The organism is Achromobacter sp. 1012554356 (assembly GCF_059760815.1).
This window is the reverse complement of record NZ_JCBANC010000054.1, coordinates 1-17,132: the sequence shown is the minus strand read 5'-3', so window position 1 is coordinate 17,132 and position 17,132 is coordinate 1. Positions and strand designations below refer to the sequence as shown.

Sequence of the window (17,132 nt, the reverse complement as noted above, 5' to 3'; positions counted from 1 at the left end):
TTGTAAGCATGTTGCGGCGTGAACGGGTCATATCGCCCGTTACTCAGGTGCAAGCATGACCTAGAGGGGCGTGAACTGCAATATCCCCGTTGCGTAACGGGGACGCATACGGGTTATCACGGGTGCTTGCCCTGTCGGCGCAGCGCGGAGGGCAGGGCGGGCAACGTCAGGGATCGCGGCGGGCGGTTGGCCGGGTCGCGTTGGCGTTCGGCCTGCAGCACCGCCCAGTCCAGAAGCTGGAGCTGGCCGTCGTGCGTCTCCGCCAGCGCCGAGAGGCTTTCGACCCAGTCGCCGTCGTTGCAGTACAGGATGCCGCCCACGTCTCGCAGCTCGGGCTTGTGGATGTGGCCGCAGACCACGCCGTCCAGTCCGCGCCGCCGGGCTTCGCCGGCCAGCGCCTCCTCGAAGTCGGTGATGAACGACACCGCGTTCTTGACCTTGTGCTTCAGGTACTGCGACAGCGACCAGTAATGCATGCCCAGCCGGTGGCGCAGGCGATTGAAATGGTGGTTGACCCACAGCGCGAACTGATAGAGCCCATCGCCCAGGTGCGCCAGCCAGCGGCTGTGCTGGATGACACCGTCGAACTGGTCCCCGTGCAGCACCAGCAGGCGCAGCCCCTTGGCCGTGACATGCACGTCCTCGTCCAGGACCTCGATGTCGCCAAAGGCGAAACCGGCAAACTCGCGGGCAAATTCGTCGTGGTTGCCCGGGATGAAGACCACCCGGGTGCCGTTGCGGGCCTTGCGCAGGATGCGCTGGATCACGTCGTTGTGCGCCCGGGGCCAGTGCCAGTGCTTGCGCAGCTGCCAGCCATCGACGATGTCGCCGACCAGGTACAGGGTGTCCGAATCGTTGTGATCCAGAAAATCGAGCAGGAATTCCGCTTTGCACCCGGCAGTGCCCAGGTGAATATCGGAAATCCACAGGGCGCGCCAGTGCGTCGGTTGGATTTCGTTCACGGTCGCTTCCCTGTGGGCTGTGGTCATGCTTGAGAATGAGACCACCTAGCGATGACGCGCGCGTGACGAATCCATGACGCGGTTGTGACGGGGCGCGCGGCCAGGGAGGCGCACGCACCGCCGGTTCAGCGGATCAGGACTGCCCGGTGGCCTTCTTGCCCTTCAGGCGCTTCCACAGCCCGCCGCCCAGCGCCGCAGCGGCCAGGATGCCGACCTTGGCGAATTTGGCCAGGAAAGCCGCGATTACCGCGAACAGACCGAGCTTCTTGGCGGCGACGCCCGCCACCAGGGCTGCCAGGCCATATTCGGCAACCTTGTCGCTCGAAGCGTCGAAATCCGCATAGCGCTTGCCTTCGACGTAGTGCAGGTTGTCCAGCAGCGCCAGCACGGCGGCCTTGTCCATGGGCACCTTGTTCTTCTCGGTGATCAGATCCAGCGTGATGTAGCCGTCGCGACCTAGCGCGTAGGTGTTGTAGTTGACGGTGGCGTCTTCCTCGGCGGCGGCGTCCTTGTGCTTGGCGGCCACCGACCAGACGAGGCGCTGCGTGTTGCTGTCGTACTTGGGCGCCTCCACCCAGCCGCCCACCGTCAGCTCGGGAAAGCCGCGTTTCTTGCGTTCCTCGTTGGATGCCTCGGTGCCTTCGCGCAGGCTGTCCAGCAACTCGCTGACGTTCCAGTTGCGGGCGTCGTCGTCCTTGATGTAGCCGGCCTTGTCGAAATTGACGGTGACGACCCAGTCTTCGTCGTCGCTCTTGGGCATCACGACGCCCAGGAGCGAGGGATCCTTGCCGTTGCCGTAGGCCTGCATCAACCGCTCGGCCTGCGGGCGCGGCACGAAAAACATACTCTGCGGCAGCTTCAGGGTTGCCTGGTCGCCCAGTGTCACGTCGGTCGGACCTTGCCGGGCGGCGGCGAACGCGGCCTTGGAGGCCGCTTCGATCTCCTGCTGGGCCGATGCGTTCTGGGCCGACGCGCCTGCGTGCAGGAACAACAGCGCGCTGGCGAGGGCCAGCGACAGGCGGGAAATGAATGCGCGCATGGTGATGATGAAGCCGGTAGTTAAATGGGGCCTCATTGTCTGGGCGTGCGGCTGTCATCTCTCTGAACGCGCGCCCAAAATGCCGGGCGCCTTGGCCCGCATCAACCGGCGATGTCAGGTGGCGTGCCGGCGCACGCCGATACGGCTCAGCGCGCTTTCTTGCCTTTGGCTTGCGGCGCGTTGCGCAGGCGGGTGCCCAGAATGCGGTCGTGCAGGAACTGCCCGTCGGGATCCAGCCAGGACCAGATGAAGATGGTGAAGGGCGCCGCAACGATGAACATGTCCACGGACGGCCAGCCGGTGGCCAGCGCCGCGCCCCAGACCACGGCGGCGCCCGCAAGCACCAGCGGCCACGCCAGGATGTAGCGCAGGACCAGCAGGCCGGTCGACGGCGTATTGCCGTGGCGATCCACCAGCCGGATGTTCCAGGTCTTCATGGGCAGCGTCTGGCCGCGGCGGCGCCAGCACAGTACGAAATAAGCGCCGATTGCCACGAACAGCCACGCCTGCCGGGCGGCCCGCAATTCCAGCGCATTGCGGCTCTGGGTGAGGGTATCAAGTAGGTAACCCGCCAGAAAAACGACGCCGAACAGCAGCACGGCTTCGTACATCATGCAGGCAAACCGGCGCAGCCGATTGGGCGTTTCGTCGAGGTGGGCGTCATTCATGGACCGCTATTATCCATAAAACGTTGCCCCCACGCCGCACACGACGCGGTGCATGCTTGCTGCCCCCCCGCGGGGGCTGCCCCGCCTTCGGGCGGCCGAGCGGCCATTCTGGCCACTGCAGCTTCGGTGCGACTGATGCGCAAAAAAAACCCGCCGGTAAGGGCGGGTCTATAAAAGGGGCTATGCAGCCCCCAAGGGGAAAATCGTTAGGCCGAAGCCTGGGCCCAGCTTAGGCAGCGGAGTGCGCGTTCTTGGCGCTCGTCTTGCCGGCCAGGGCCTTGATGCCGTGGGCCAGCTTGCGCAGGCCTGCAGCCAACGCCCGCATCGGATGCGGGCGGAATTGTTCTTCGATAGCCTGGAGCATCAGTTGACGCTCGAGTTCGTCGGTCAGGCGAATGGTGTTGTTCGGGTTGATCACAATAGCCTCCACGGGCTTGCACAGTTGTTTGCTACTAGGGATAACCCGGATTATAGGGGTTTACCCTGAAACTATGCAAGAGGCCGATTCAAGCTGGTGCAACTTGGCAACACCGTGGTGCTGATGATGCCCCAAAACCGCGCGGCGGGGCACCATAAGCAAAGATAGGCGCCGCATGTTGCGGCGCTTTTACAACGTGGGGATGCTGCCCGAATCAGGCAGGTAGCCCTCCGCGGCGCGTGCCGCAGGAGGGCAGGACGCGCTCAGGCGTCGCGGTAGCCGGCGGCCACCAGCTCGAAGCCGAACAGGCGGCAGTCGAGCGCGCCGTTGTGCAGCGGGACGCGCCGCTTGGGCTTCAAACGCATCTGGTTGGGCAGCGTCAGGTCGCTGGTGATGACGTGCAGCTCCCATCCCGCGAAATTGTGCTTCAGGCAGGTCGCCCAGTCGCGCCACAGGTCGGCGTCCTGTTCCGCGCCCATGCGCTCGCCGTAGGGCGGGTTGGTGACGATCCAGCCATGGTCGGCGGGCGCCGTCACTTCCCGCGCATCGCCTACTTCAAAGCGGATCGAGTCGGCGGTCAGCCAGGCGCGCTCGGCGTTGTTACGGGCGTATTCAATGGCCAGGGGATTGAGGTCGTAGCCGACCAGCGGCGCGTCGAGCTGCGGCAGGATGCGGGCCCGGGCGTCGTCCTTCAGGTCGCGCCAGCGGTACGCATCGTGGTCGCGCAGGCGTTCGAACCCGAACGGGCGCGAGATGCCCGGGGGTACACCCAGCGCGATCCAGGCCGCCTCGATCAAGATGGTGCCGGATCCGCAGAAGGGATCCAGGAGCGGCGCGGCCGGATCCCAGCCCGCCAGCGCCAGCATGCCGGCTGCCAGGTTTTCGCGCAGCGGCGCTTCGCCCTTGTCCAGGCGCCAGCCGCGCTTGAACAGGGATTCGCCCGACGTGTCCAGATAAAGCGTGGCCGTGTGGCCCGTCAGGAAAAGGTGCACGCGCGCATCGGGGCGCACCGTGTCGATGCTGGGGCGCTCGCCTTCAAGCTCGCGCAGGCGGTCGCAGATACCGTCCTTGGCGCGCAGGTTGCAGTACTGCAGGCTCTGCACCGGGCTCTTGATGGCGGAGGTGTCCACGCGCAGCGTCTGTTCGGCGCCGAACCACCGTTCCCAGGGGGTATCGCGGGCCAAATCCAGGATGTCGTCTTCGTGCGAGATCTCGGCATGGGCCACTTGCACGAGGATGCGGGTCGCCAGCCGCGAGTACAGGTTGGCGCGCTGGATGCCCGACCAGTCCGACGTGAACGAGCAGCCTGCCCGGCCGGCCTTGGCGTCTTCGTAGCCGAGCGCCTGCATTTCGGCGGTCAGCGCTTCTTCCAGGCCTTGGGGGCAGGGGGCGAAGACGGTGAAGATTTCAGCTTGACGCGGCTCGCGGGGACGGCGGCTGCGGACGTCGGCACGGGGGGCGGCGCGCTCGCGCGGGGCATCCCAATCGTGATCGACATCGGCTTCGTGCGCGAAATCGGATTTCTGCGCGTCGTCGGATTCTGCCGTGTGGTCGGGTTCTTGCGCGAATTCGGGGGCGGGGCCGTCGTCTTCGAACGGATCGTAGAAGCGGCCGGCCGGCGTCGCCGGGGCAATGTACTGGTCGTCACGCAAACGCGGCGCGCGCTGCGGCGTGCGTCCGGCGCGCGGGCCGGGCGCGTCGTCGCGGCGGCTGTCGTCCGCGCGGGTGCGGTCGGAAGCGCCACGGCGCGCCGAGGGACGGTCGGATTGGCCGCGATCGTACTGGCCGCGCTCGGCCTGCCCGGGTCGTGACTGACCAGGCCGCGATTGTCCCGAACGCGGCGACGTGCCGCGGGCGGGCGCATCGCGGCCTGCGCCGGACGGCCTGCGGGCGCTGCGGGCCTCTTCTTCCTGGCGCCGCTGGTAGCCCTCGGGGTCCTTCTGGCGTTCGGTGTTGTCGCGGGCGCGCTCGATCTGCGCGACCAGGCGCGCGCGGGCGCCGGTGCGGGTGCGTTTGGCCGCGCCCTCGGCTTGAGCGTCGCGGGCCGTTTTTTTGATCGTCAGCGTCTTGCGCGGGCGGTCCTGTTCATCAGAGGACATACGAATCCTGGCGAATGTGCAAAGGTAGGGGTATCAGAAGGGTTTGACGACGACCAGCGCCACCACCACCAAGAGCAGCAAGACGGGAACTTCGTTGAACCAGCGATAGAACTTGTGCGAACGGGTGTTCTTGCCCTGTTCGAATTTGCGCAGCATGAGGCCACAGGCGTGATGGTAGCCGATGACGAGCAGCACGAAAAAGAGCTTGGCGTGCATCCAGCCGTTGCCGGGACCCACGCCAATGCGGTAACCCACGTACAGCCACATGCCAAAAATGATGGCGACGACCGCCAGGATGGTGGTGAAGCGGTAAAGGCGGCGCGCCATGCCGAGCAGCGTTTCCTGGACGGCGGTGTCCGAGGTTTGCGCGAGATTCACGAAAATGCGCGGCAGATAGAACAATCCGGCAAACCAGGAAGCGATGAAGACGATATGAAAGGTCTTGACCCAGAGCATGGCCATGGCGCGATCCGATGGAGGAAAGCCGCATTGTATGCGCGCCGGTATCTGACAGCCTTGGGCGACGCGCGGTGCCACGGGGGGTGTCAGACACCACTGGGCGGCGAGGTGTGCCACCAGGTGTCTGACACCCGTGGGAGACGGACGTCAGACCGGACCGATGTGCCTTGGGTGTCAGACACCTGATGAGACACTCCTCAGATCACATACAGATCCATGTATTCGTGGACCGGCATCGCTTCCAGCGTCTCCTGATCCAGCGACGCCGCCAAAATGCGCTGCTGCTGACGCGGCGGAAACACGCGCGCCAGGTTGGTGCGGAACTTGATCTCTAGCAGCGGAATGCCGTCGGCGCGGCGGCGCTTGTGGCCGATGGGGTATTCGCAGACGATTTCATCCAGCGCCGTGCCGTCGTTGAATTGCACGGTCAGCGCGTTGGCGATCGAGCGCTTGGCGGGGTTGTGATAGTCGCTGGTGAACGCGGGATCCTCGACGCAGACGATCTTGGCGCGCAGCGCGTCAATGCGCGGATCCTGCGCGATCTCGTCTTCGTAGTCGCCCGCGGTCAGGCGTCCGAACAGCACCGGCACGGCCACCATGTATTGGATGCAGTGGTCGCGGTCGGCGGGATTGTTCAGCGGTCCCTTCTTGTCGATGATGCGGATGCACGCTTCGTGCGTGCGGATCCGGATCTGTTTGATGTCGTCCGCGCTTTTGCCCTGCGACTTGAGCAGATCATGGATCTGCATGGCGCATTCCACGGCGGTCTGCGCATGGAATTCGGCCGGAAACGAGATCTTGAACAGCACGTTTTCCATCACGTAGCTGCCGTACGGTCGCTGGAACTTGAACGGCTGGCCCTTGAAAAGCACGTCGTAAAAGCCCCAGGTCTTGGCGCTCAGCACCGACGGATAACCCATTTCGCCGGTGCGTGCGATCAGCGCCAGGCGCACCGCGCGGCTGGTCGCGTCGCCGGCGGCCCAGCTCTTGCGGCTGCCGGTGTTGGGGGCGTGGCGATAGGTGCGCAGGCTCTGGCCGTCGACCCAGGCGAGCGACACCGCGTTGATGACTTCGTCGCGGGTCAGGCCCAGCATCTGCGCGACCACGGCCGTGGACGCCACCTTGACCAGCACCACGTGGTCCAAGCCCACCTTGTTGAAGGAGTTTTCCAGCGCGATGCAGCCCTGGATTTCGTGCGCCTTGATCATGCCGGTCAGCACGTCGCGCATGGATAGCGGCGGCTTGCCCGATGCGACTGCCGTGCGCGACAGCCAGTCGGCCGTGGCAAGGATGCCGCCCAGGTTGTCGGACGGGTGGCCCCATTCGGCCGCTAGCCAGGTGTCGTTGAAGTCCAGCCAGCGGATCATGGCGCCGATGTTGAACGCGGCCTGGACCGGGTCAAGCTGGAATTGCGTGCCGGGCACCTTGGCGCCTTGGGGCACCACGGTGCCCGGCACGACCGGACCCAGCAGTTTGCGGCAAGCCGGATATTCCAGCGCTTCCAGGCCGCAGCCCAGCGTGTCGATCAGGCAGTTGCGTGCGGTCTCGTATGCCAGATCGCTGCGGACTTCATAGTTGAGCACGTAGTCCGCGATATCGGCCAGGACCTGGTCGGGCTCGGGACGTACGTTCGAGATCGGGGCAGACATAGCAGTACCTCTTCGGAAAAGTGAATACAGGTGGCCATGCCGCGCCCTCGATCGCGTTTAACCTGCGCTTGTCTTTACTTGCGCTTGTCGATGGGCACGAACTTCTGGTCTTCCGGGCCCACGTAATTGGCGGTGGGGCGGATGATCTTGTTGTCAATGCGCTGTTCGATGATGTGGGCCGACCAGCCCGCGGTGCGCGCGATGACGAACAGCGGGGTGAACATGGCAGTGGGCACGCCCATCATGTGATAGCTGACGGCCGAGAACCAGTCCAGGTTGGGGAACATCTTCTTGACGTCCCACATGACGGTTTCCAGGCGTTCGGCGATGTCGAACATCTTGGTCGTGCCGGCCTTCTTGGACAGCTTCTTGGCGACGTCCTTGATGACCTTGTTGCGCGGGTCGGAGACCGTGTAGACCGGATGGCCAAAACCGATGATGACTTCCTTGGCTTCCACGCGGCGGCGGATGTCGGCCTCGGCTTCTTCCGGGGTTTCGTAGCGCTTCTGCACTTCGAATGCGACTTCGTTGGCGCCGCCGTGCTTGGGGCCGCGCAAGGCGCCGATGGCGCCCGAGATGGCCGAGAACACATCCGAACCCGTGCCGGCGATGACGCGGGCCGTGAACGTCGAGGCGTTGAATTCGTGCTCGGCGTACAGGTTCAGCGAGATGTGCATCGCCTTGACCCATTCGTCGCTGGGCTTCTCGCCATGCAGCAGGTGCAGGAAGTGGCCGCCGATGCTGTCGTCGTCCGTCTGCACGTCGATGACGCGGCCGTTGTGGCTGAAGTGGTACCAGTAGAGCAGGGCCGAACCCAGGTTGGCCATCAGGCGGTCGGCGATATCGCGCGCGCCCGGGGTGTTGTGGTCGTCTTTTTCGGGCAGCACGCAGCCCAGCACCGACACGGCCGTGCGCATCACGTCCATCGGGTGGCTGGCGGCGGGCAGGGCTTCCAGGGCGACCTGCAACTGCGCGGGCAGGCCGCGCAGGCTGCGCAGCTTTTCCTTGTAGGCCTTCAGCTCAGCCTTGTTGGGCAGCTTGCCATGGACGAGCAAGTGGGCGATTTCCTCGAACTCGCTGGTATGGGCGATGTCCAGGATGTCATAGCCGCGATAGTGCAGGTCGTTGCCGCTGCGGCCGACGGTGCACAGTGCGGTATTGCCCGCGACCACGCCGGACAGCGCAACCGACTTCTTGGGCTTGAAACCGGCTTTTTCTTCCGGCTTGGCGTCCGATTTGGCTTCTTGCTTCTTGGGAGCCGTGCTCATGTCTCTACTCCTTTCCTTACGCGATGGAAGATGCAATGGGTGGCGGACGGCGCCGCGGGTCTGCCGCGGCGCGCGCCTGAGGGGGCCGGACTACGCCTTGCCCTTCTGGAAGAGCGCGTCCAGCCTGGATTCGAATTCGTGATAGCCGATGCGGTCGTACAGTTCTTCGCGCGTCTGCATCAGATCGACGACGTTCTTCTGGTGGCCGTCGCGGCGAATCGCGGTGTAGACGGCCTCGGCGGCCTTGTTCATGGCGCGGAAGGCCGACAGCGGATAGAGCACCATCCCCACGCCGACGCTCTTCAGTTCTTCGACCGAGAAGAGCGGCGTCTTGCCGAACTCGGTGATGTTGGCCAGCACCGGCACCTTGACGGCCTTTACGAAGCGGTCGTAAGTGGGCAGGTCGTAGGCGGCTTCGGCGAAGATGGCGTCGGCCCCGGCTTCGACGCAGGCCAGCGCGCGCTCGATGGCGGCGTCCACGCCGTGCGAGGCGATCGCGTCGGTGCGGGCGATCAGGTAGAAGTCGCTGTCGGTGCGCGCGTCGGCGGCGGCCTTCACGCGGTCGGCCATTTCCTCGGTGGTGACGATTTCCTTGCCGGGCCGATGGCCGCAGCGCTTGGCGCCGACCTGGTCCTCAATGTGGCAGGCAGCGGCGCCGAACTTGATCAGGCTCTTGACGGTGCGGGCGATGTTGAATGCCGACGGTCCGAAGCCGGTGTCGATGTCCACCACCAGCGGCACGTCGCACACGTCGGTGATGCGGCGCACGTCGGTCAGGACGTCGTCCATCGTGTTGATGCCCAGGTCCGGCAGGCCCAGCGAGCCGGCCGCGACGCCGCCGCCGGATAGGTAGATCGCGCGGTAGCCGGCGCGCTTGGCCAGGAGGGCGTGGTTCGCGTTGATGGCGCCGATGATCTGCAGCGGATGCTCTTCGGCGAGCGCGCGGCGAAAGAGGGCGCCGGGCGATTCGGGTCTGGACATGGTTGTCTCCTGTTCTTGGTAGCCCACGACCATATCGCGGGTCCGAAAAATAAATCTGTCCCCTGCGCGACAATCCCCGCGGCATACGCTTTTGCGGCTGGGCAAAGAGACAGGTGTATTTCCCGGTACTGCGTACGTCCCGGGCCGCGCGCATTGCGGGCCCGCTTAAGGATTGGGCCCGCATGAACGGGCCCAATCCTTTACTGCGCGCTGCTTACTTCAGCAGGTCCTTGACGCCGTCGCGCTCTTCGAGGAGCTCTTTCAGCGTGAAGTCCAGGCGCTCACGCGAGAAGGCGTCGATTTCCAGGCCCTCGATGCGCTTGTATTCGCCGTTTTCGGTCGTGACCGGCACGCCGTAGATGATGCCTTCGGGGATGCCGTAGGAGCCGTCCGACGGGATGCCCATCGTGACCCACTTGCCGTTGCTGCCCAGAACCCAGTCACGGACGTGGTCGATGGCGGCGTTGGCGGCCGAAGCGGCCGAGGACAGACCACGGGCTTCGATGATGGCGGCGCCGCGCTTGCCCACGGTGGGGATGAACGTGTCGCGGTTCCAGGCGTCGTCGTTGATCAGCTTGGACAGCGATTCGCCGCCGACGGTGGCGAAGCGGAAGTCGGGGTACATCGTGGGCGAGTGGTTGCCCCACACGACCAGCTTTTCGATGTCGGCGACGGCCTTGCCCGATTTGGCGGCCAGTTGCGACAGGGCGCGGTTGTGGTCCAGGCGCAGCATGGCGGTGAAGTTCTTGGCGGGCAGGTCCGGCGCCGACTTCATGGCGATGTAGGCGTTGGTGTTGGCGGGGTTGCCGACGACCAGGACCTTGACGTTGCGGCTGGCGACGTCGTTCAGGGCCTTGCCCTGAGCCGTGAAGATCTGCGCGTTGACGGACAGCAGGTCCTTGCGTTCCATGCCCGGGCCGCGGGGACGGGCGCCAACCAGCAGGGCCACGTCGGCGTCCTTGAAGGCGGTGCGCGGGTCGCTGTGCGCGGTGACTTCCTGCAGCAGCGGGAAGGCGCAGTCATCCAGTTCCATGATGACGCCCTTCAGGGCCTTTTGCGCTTTCTCGTCGGGGATTTCCAGCAGTTGCAGGATGACGGGTTGATCTTTACCCAGCATTTCGCCCGAGGCGATGCGGAATAGCAGTGCGTAACCGATTTGGCCGGCGGCGCCGGTGACGGCGACACGCAAGGCAGGCTTGGACATGGACGTTCTCCGTAATGGTTTGGCGAGAAAAAATCTCACCAATCAGTGTAATCGTTGGGCGCGGTAACAAGCGGCCGCAAAGGGCGCTGCGCGTCGCGCGGACAGCTTTGAATCCTAGATCGAATTAACGTAAGCGTCAATTGATCTTCTATCTTATATAAGACATAAGACGTTGGACAGCTCGCCTCCCGATATGCCACAATAGAGCGTTTATTCGAATGCGCCGCGGCCTGCTGGGCCGCGCGCCTGTATCAAGCCATAAGGCCGGCGGCAGCAGCGCATACGGATGAGTTCGCATCCCTTGGCGCTGCCTTCTCATTCATCCGGATAAACATGACACTTTCAAGAAGATCCATGGCAGAGCCTCGGCCCGAAACCTCCTTACGCAATCGCGCCGCCCGTCCAACGGGCGAGGGAGCCGCTTTCAGTCCGCTATACCGCCAGATCAAGGATCTGCTTGTCCAAAGCCTCGAGCGCGGCGAATGGAAGCCCGGCGAGCTCATCCCCAGCGAAATCGATCTGGCCGCCCGTTTTCAGGTGAGCCAGGGCACGGTGCGCAAGGCGGTCGATGAGCTGGCGGCCGAGCACATGCTGCTGCGCCGCCAAGGCAAGGGCACTTTTGTCGCCACCCACCACGAAGCCCGCGTGCGCTACCGCTTTCTGCGCCTGGCCCCCGACGAAGAGGGCGAGGCCGGCCGCGCGGAGAGCCGCATCCTGGAATGCCGCCGCACCCGCGCGCCCGCCGAGATCGCCCGCGCGCTCGACCTGCGCGCCGGCGAGACCGTCGTCATGATCCGCCGCCTGCTGTCCATGGGGCAGACACCGACCGTGCTGGACGACATCTGGCTCCCTGGCTCCATTTTCCGAGGTCTCACCCTTGAGCTGCTGACCGCCAACAAGGCGCCGCTCTATGGCCTGTTTGAATCCGAATTCGGCGTCAGCATGGTGCGCGCGGACGAGAAGCTGCGCGCGGTCGCCGCGCCGGCCGAAGTCTGTACGCTGCTTAATGTTGCCGCCGGAACGCCGTTGTTGCAGGTAGACCGAGTGTCCTACACGTACGGTGACCGCCCCATGGAAATTCGCCGGGGGTTGTACTTGACCGATCGATACCACTACCGCAATAGTCTGAATTGATGAGCTTTTTACCTACGATTTGATACCAACCCGTCTCTGGGCGAAAATACCGCGTTTGCCCGCAAGGGCCGCGGCAATTTAGCCGTAACGATTCCCTAGTTCCGAAACACCGAGGCCGTCATGTCCGACACCGCTGCCAAGCCACGTCCGCAGTTTCGCAATATTGGTATTGCGCAACTTGCCAGTTACCGCCTGCCCCTGGCCGGCAAGCTGTCCATTCTGCACCGCGTCAGCGGCGCGTTGTTGTTCCTCTGTCTTCCCTTGGTCATCCTGCCGTTGTTCGCGGCCAGCGTGGCCGCACCGCAGACGTTCGCCGCCGTGGCCGCGTACGCCGGCAATCCGATCGTCAAGCTTGTTTTCCTCGTTCTCGTGTGGGGCTACCTGCACCACTTCTGTGCAGGCATCCGATACCTGCTGCTGGATCTGCACATCGGTATCGACAAGCAGTCGTCCAAGAAGAGCGCGGGCGTGGTGTTCGGCGTCAGCCTCGCGCTGACCCTGGTGTTCGCTCTCAAACTGTTCGGAGTGCTGTAAATGGCCGCCGCTAAAAACTACGGACCCAAGCGCCTGGTCGTCGGCGCCCACTATGGCGTCATGGATTTCATCATCCAGCGCATCACCGCCGTCATCATGGCCGTGTACACGCTGGTGCTGCTCATCGGCATCCTGATGATGCCGGCCTTCACGTACGAACACTGGACCGCGCTGTTCAATTTCTACGTGGGCGTTCTTCCGGTTGGCCAGATCCTGGCCACCCTTGCATTCATTGCGCTGGCCTGGCATGCCTGGATCGGCGTGCGCGACATCTGGATGGACTACGTCAAGTCGGTGGGCGTGCGCCTGCTGCTGCAAGTGCTGACGATCCTCTGGCTGGTCGGTTCGGTCGTTTACTTCGCGCAAATCCTCTGGAGCATTTAAGCCGTGGTCTCTGTCATGAAATCCTTGCCGCGCCGCCAGTTTGATGTGGTGGTCGTTGGCGCCGGCGGAGCCGGCATGCGTTGTTCGCTGCAACTGTCCCAAGCGGGCCTGTCCGTTGCGGTGCTCTCCAAAGTGTTCCCCACGCGTTCGCACACCGTTGCCGCGCAAGGCGGCGTGAGCGCCTCGCTGGGCAACATGAGCGAAGACAACTGGTACTGGCACATGTACGACACCGTCAAGGGTTCGGACTGGCTGGGCGACCAGGACGCCATCGAATTCATGTGCCGTGAAGCGCCGAACGCCGTGTACGAGCTCGAGCACTTCGGCATGCCGTTCGACCGCAACCCCGACGGCACGATCTATCAGCGTCCGTTCGGCGGCCACACCGCCAACTTCGGCGAAAAGCCGGTCCAGCGCGCCTGTGCCGCTGCCGACCGTACCGGCCACGCCCTGCTGCACACCCTCTACCAGCGCAACGTTGCCGCGCGCACCCAGTTCTTCGTCGAATGGATGGCGCTGGACCTGCTGCGCAACGAAGCCGGCGACGTCGTGGGCGTGACCGCCCTCGAAATGGAAACGGGCGAAATCTACATTCTGGAAGCCAAGACCACGGTGCTGGCCACCGGCGGCGCGGGCCGCATCTGGGCCGCTTCCACCAACGCGTTCATCAATACCGGCGACGGCCTGGGCATGGCTGCCCGTGCCGGCATCCCGCTGCAAGACATGGAATTCTGGCAGTTCCACCCGACCGGCGTGGCCGGCGCGGGCGTGCTGATCACGGAAGGCGTGCGCGGCGAAGGCGGCATCCTGCTGAACAAGGATGGCGAGCGCTTCATGGAGCGTTATGCCCCCACGCTGAAGGATCTGGCGCCGCGTGACTTCGTGTCGCGCTCGATGGACCAGGAAATCAAGGAAGGCCGCGGTTGCGGTCCGGACGGCAGCTACGTCGTGCTCAAGCTCGACCACCTGGGCGCCGACGTCATCAACAAGCGTCTGCCCTCGATCCGCGAAATCGCCATCAAGTTCGGCAACGTCGATCCGATCAAGGAACCGATCCCCGTCGTTCCGACCATCCACTACCAGATGGGCGGCATTCCGGCCAACTACCATGGCCAGGTGCTCTCGCGCGAAAACGGCGAGAACAAGATCGTCAACGGCCTGTACGCCATCGGTGAATGCGCCGCGGTGTCGGTCCACGGCGCGAACCGCCTGGGCACGAACTCGCTGCTCGACCTGATCGTGTTCGGCCGCGCCACCGGCAACCACATCGTGAACTCGCATCCGGAGCGCCAGCGCGCGCACCAGGACCTGCCGCAGCAGGCCGTCGAGTTCTCGCTGGACCGCATCAACAAGCTGGAATCGCGTACGTCCGGCGAAAAGACGCAAGACATCGGCAATGCCATCCGCTTCTCGATGCAGCGCCACTGCGGCGTGTTCCGCACGCTGGAGCTGCTGAACGAAGGCGTGACCCAGATCGAAGACCTGGCCAAGCAAGCCGACAGCATCTACTTCAAGGACAAGTCCAAGGTGTTCAACACCGCCCGTGTCGAGGCGCTGGAACTGGCGAACATGACCGAAGTGGCCCGCGCCACGATCAAGTCGGCCGCCGCCCGTACCGAAAGCCGCGGCGCGCATGCGCTGGACGACCACCCGACGCGCGACGACGAGAACTGGCTGAAGCACACGCTGTGGTACTCCGAAGGCAGCCGCCTGGATTACAAGCCTGTTCAGATGAAGCCGCTGACGGTCGAGTCCTTCCCGCCCAAGGCGCGTACCTTCTAAGTCCGGATTGAGCCCACTATGAGCAACAAGAGAATCGTCAAGTTCGAAATCTACCGCTACGATCCGGACAAGGACGAGCGTCCCTACATGCAGAAGCTGGACGTCGAACTCCAGCCCACCGACAAGATGCTGCTTGATGCGCTGGTGCGCATCAAGAACGACGTCGATGACAGCCTGGCCCTGCGCCGCTCGTGCCGTGAAGGCGTGTGCGGTTCGGACGCCATGAACATCAACGGCAAGAACGGCCTGGCCTGCACCACGAACCTTCGCGAACTGAAGGAACCGATCGTGCTGCGTCCGCTGCCGGGCCTGCCGGTCATCCGCGATCTGATCGTGGACATGACGCACTTCTTCAATCAGTACCACTCGATCCGCCCGTACCTCATCAACGACACGCCGCCGCCCGAGAAAGAGCGTCTGCAGTCGCCCGAGGCGCGCGAAGAGCTGGATGGTCTGTACGAGTGCATCCTGTGCGCGTGCTGTTCCACTTCCTGCCCGTCGTTCTGGTGGAATCCGGATAAGTTCGTCGGCCCGGCCGGCCTGCTGCAAGCCTACCGCTTCATCGCCGACAGCCGCGACGAAGCCACTGGCGAGCGTCTGGACAACCTGGAAGATCCGTACCGTCTGTTCCGTTGCCACACGATCATGAACTGCGTCGACGTCTGTCCGAAGGGGCTGAACCCGACCAAGGCGATCGGCAAGATCAAGGAACTGATGGTCCGCCGCACGGTCTAGTTTTTGTGTATTTGAGGTGTACGAATGAGCAGGCTAACTGAACTGGAGCGGGCGCGACTGCGTTGGCGGGCGCGCCGCGGCCTGCTCGAAAACGACTTGATCATCACCCGGTATCTGGATGCCCACGAGGCTGAACTTACCGATGATGACGTGGCCGCATTGACCCAGCTTTTCGAGATGGGAGACAACGATCTTCTCGATCTGCTGCTGGCTCGTAAGGAACTCGAAGGCGAACTGGATACACCCAGGCTTCGAGGCATTATTGGCCAGATGCGCGCGCTCTGATTAATTGAGAGGAATAAACATGAACCTGTCTGACAAAAAAGCCACTCTGTCCTTCTCGGATGGCAGCGCACCCATTGAGTTCCCTGTCTACAAGGGCACGGTCGGTCCGGATGTGATCGACATCCGCAAGCTGTATGGCCAGACGGGCATGTTCACGTTTGACCCCGGCTTCATGTCGACGGCTGCCTGCGAATCGGGCATCACGTACATCGACGGCGACAAGGGCGAACTGCTGTACCGCGGCTTCCCGATCGAACAGCTGGCCGTGAACTGCGACTTCATGGACATCTGCTACCTGATCCTGAACGGCGAACTGCCGAACCAGGAACAAAAGGCCGATTTCGACTCGCAAGTCACCCATCACACGATGGTCAATGAGCAGCTGCATTTCTTCCTGCGTGGTTTCCGCCGCGACGCCCACCCGATGGCCGTCCTGACGGGCCTGGTCGGCGCGCTGTCCGCGTTCTATCACGACTCCACCGACATCACGAACCCGCAGCATCGCCACATCTCGGCCATCCGCCTGATCGCCAAGATGCCGACGCTGGTTGCGATGGCGTACAAGTACTCGCAAGGCCAGCCGTTCATCTACCCGCAGAACGACCTGTCCTACACGGGCAACTTCCTGCGCATGATGTTCGCCACGCCGTGCGAAGACTACAAGGTCAATGAAGTCGTCGAGCGCGCGCTGGACCGCATCTTCATCCTGCACGCCGATCACGAGCAAAACGCCTCCACCTCGACCGTGCGCTTGTGCGGTTCGTCGGGCACCAACCCGTTCGCCGCCATCTCGGCTGGCGTGGCTTGCCTGTGGGGCCCGGCTCACGGCGGCGCCAACGAAGCTTGCCTGCAGATGCTCGAAGAACTGCAAGCCAACGGCGGCATCGCCAAGGTCGGCGAGTTCATGGAGAAGGTCAAGGACAAGAACTCTGGCGTGCGCCTGATGGGCTTTGGCCACCGCGTCTACAAGAACTACGATCCGCGCGCCAAGCTGATGCAGGAAACCTGCAAGGAAGTGCTCTCGGCCCTGGGCCTGGAAAACGACCCGCTGTTCAAGCTGGCCATGGAACTGGAACGCATCGCGCTGTCGGATCCGTACTTCGTCCAGCGCAAGCTGTACCCGAACGTGGACTTCTACTCGGGTATCGTCCAGCGCGCCATCGGCATCCCGACCTCGCTGTTCACGGCCATCTTCGCGCTGGCCCGCACGGTGGGCTGGATCGCCCAGTGGAACGAAATGCTGTCGGATCCCGACTACAAGATCGGCCGTCCGCGTCAGCTGTTCACCGGCTCGGTCACGCGCGACGTGCCCCCGATGGACAAGCGTTAATTCGCAATCCCCATCCGGAAGGCGCCGCCTTCCGGCAAAACGCCAGTCAGCCCAGCGCCGACTGGCGTTTTTTTCTGGCGGCTACGGTTTGGCGGTTACAGATAGTTCATCGTGAAGGTGACTGCCGAGTTGGCGGAACCCGGTGTGACCTTGGCGCCGGTTTGACGATATCTGGCGCGCAAGGGGATTTTGAAGCTGCCG

Annotated in this window: 17 protein-coding genes; 7 read left to right on the top strand and 10 right to left on the bottom strand. The window is 63.9% G+C overall.

Annotation, left to right across the window (positions count from 1 at the left end; all coding sequences use genetic code 11):
- Positions 1-116: 116 nt before the first annotated feature.
- The 10 genes from AC6LJW_RS22990 to AC6LJW_RS22945 form a co-directional block, all read right to left on the bottom strand.
- Complete coding sequence (locus AC6LJW_RS22990; protein WP_156395228.1) at positions 117-989, bottom strand: UDP-2,3-diacylglucosamine diphosphatase; 873 nt, start codon at positions 987-989, stop codon at positions 117-119.
- A gap of 106 nt (positions 990-1,095) precedes the next feature.
- Complete coding sequence (locus AC6LJW_RS22985; RefSeq protein ID WP_056567882.1) at positions 1,096-2,001, bottom strand: DUF2167 domain-containing protein; 906 nt, start codon at positions 1,999-2,001, stop codon at positions 1,096-1,098.
- A 146-nt stretch (positions 2,002-2,147) separates the two neighbouring features.
- A complete protein-coding gene (locus AC6LJW_RS22980; RefSeq protein WP_056567879.1) occupies positions 2,148-2,669 on the bottom strand; it encodes an RDD family protein in 522 nt (173 codons plus the stop codon).
- Positions 2,670-2,898: 229 nt separating this feature from the next.
- Positions 2,899-3,087: a hypothetical protein gene (locus tag AC6LJW_RS22975; RefSeq protein ID WP_008161862.1), complete on the bottom strand. Its 189-nt coding sequence runs from the start codon at positions 3,085-3,087 to the stop codon at positions 2,899-2,901.
- 263 nt (positions 3,088-3,350) lie between these two features.
- Positions 3,351-4,739 carry a THUMP domain-containing class I SAM-dependent RNA methyltransferase gene (locus AC6LJW_RS22970; RefSeq protein ID WP_498088345.1) on the bottom strand — a complete coding sequence of 463 codons (1,389 nt, stop codon included), beginning with the start codon at positions 4,737-4,739 and terminating at the stop codon, positions 3,351-3,353.
- Positions 4,740-5,219: 480 nt separating this feature from the next.
- Positions 5,220-5,648, bottom strand: coding sequence for a CopD family protein (locus AC6LJW_RS22965; protein WP_175122899.1), 429 nt, complete (start codon positions 5,646-5,648; stop codon positions 5,220-5,222).
- A 194-nt stretch (positions 5,649-5,842) separates the two neighbouring features.
- Entirely contained in the window at positions 5,843-7,294 is a 1,452-nt protein-coding gene (locus AC6LJW_RS22960) for a bifunctional 2-methylcitrate dehydratase/aconitate hydratase (RefSeq protein WP_498088338.1), read from the bottom strand.
- A 74-nt stretch (positions 7,295-7,368) separates the two neighbouring features.
- A complete protein-coding gene (prpC, locus tag AC6LJW_RS22955; RefSeq protein ID WP_056567870.1) occupies positions 7,369-8,562 on the bottom strand; it encodes a bifunctional 2-methylcitrate synthase/citrate synthase in 1,194 nt (397 codons plus the stop codon).
- 90 nt (positions 8,563-8,652) lie between these two features.
- The gene (gene prpB / locus AC6LJW_RS22950) at positions 8,653-9,543 is read right to left on the bottom strand and encodes a methylisocitrate lyase (RefSeq protein ID WP_056567866.1); all 891 of its coding nucleotides are present in this window, start codon (positions 9,541-9,543) and stop codon (positions 8,653-8,655) included.
- 214 nt (positions 9,544-9,757) lie between these two features.
- A complete protein-coding gene (locus AC6LJW_RS22945) occupies positions 9,758-10,747 on the bottom strand; it encodes a malate dehydrogenase (RefSeq protein WP_008161849.1) in 990 nt (329 codons plus the stop codon).
- A 354-nt stretch (positions 10,748-11,101) separates the two neighbouring features.
- Here AC6LJW_RS22945 and AC6LJW_RS22940 point away from each other — a divergent pair, with 354 nt between their 5' ends.
- From AC6LJW_RS22940 to AC6LJW_RS22910, 7 genes are all read left to right on the top strand, one after another.
- Positions 11,102-11,881, top strand: a complete 780-nt coding sequence (locus AC6LJW_RS22940) for a GntR family transcriptional regulator (RefSeq protein ID WP_056322083.1) — start codon at positions 11,102-11,104, stop codon at positions 11,879-11,881.
- Between the two features lie 120 nt (positions 11,882-12,001).
- Positions 12,002-12,415, top strand: a complete 414-nt coding sequence (sdhC, locus tag AC6LJW_RS22935; protein ID WP_056567860.1) for a succinate dehydrogenase, cytochrome b556 subunit — start codon at positions 12,002-12,004, stop codon at positions 12,413-12,415.
- Entirely contained in the window at positions 12,416-12,799 is a 384-nt protein-coding gene (sdhD, locus tag AC6LJW_RS22930; protein WP_056567857.1) for a succinate dehydrogenase, hydrophobic membrane anchor protein, read from the top strand.
- A 3-nt stretch (positions 12,800-12,802) separates the two neighbouring features.
- Positions 12,803-14,581, top strand: a complete 1,779-nt coding sequence (gene sdhA, locus AC6LJW_RS22925) for a succinate dehydrogenase flavoprotein subunit (protein ID WP_056567855.1) — start codon at positions 12,803-12,805, stop codon at positions 14,579-14,581.
- A gap of 18 nt (positions 14,582-14,599) precedes the next feature.
- Positions 14,600-15,316 carry a succinate dehydrogenase iron-sulfur subunit gene (locus tag AC6LJW_RS22920; protein WP_056567852.1) on the top strand — a complete coding sequence of 239 codons (717 nt, stop codon included), beginning with the start codon at positions 14,600-14,602 and terminating at the stop codon, positions 15,314-15,316.
- Positions 15,317-15,340: 24 nt separating this feature from the next.
- Positions 15,341-15,601 carry a succinate dehydrogenase assembly factor 2 gene (locus tag AC6LJW_RS22915; RefSeq protein WP_056567847.1) on the top strand — a complete coding sequence of 87 codons (261 nt, stop codon included), beginning with the start codon at positions 15,341-15,343 and terminating at the stop codon, positions 15,599-15,601.
- Positions 15,602-15,620: 19 nt separating this feature from the next.
- Entirely contained in the window at positions 15,621-16,931 is a 1,311-nt protein-coding gene (locus AC6LJW_RS22910; protein ID WP_025141293.1) for a citrate synthase, read from the top strand.
- Positions 16,932-17,132: the final 201 nt, after the last annotated feature.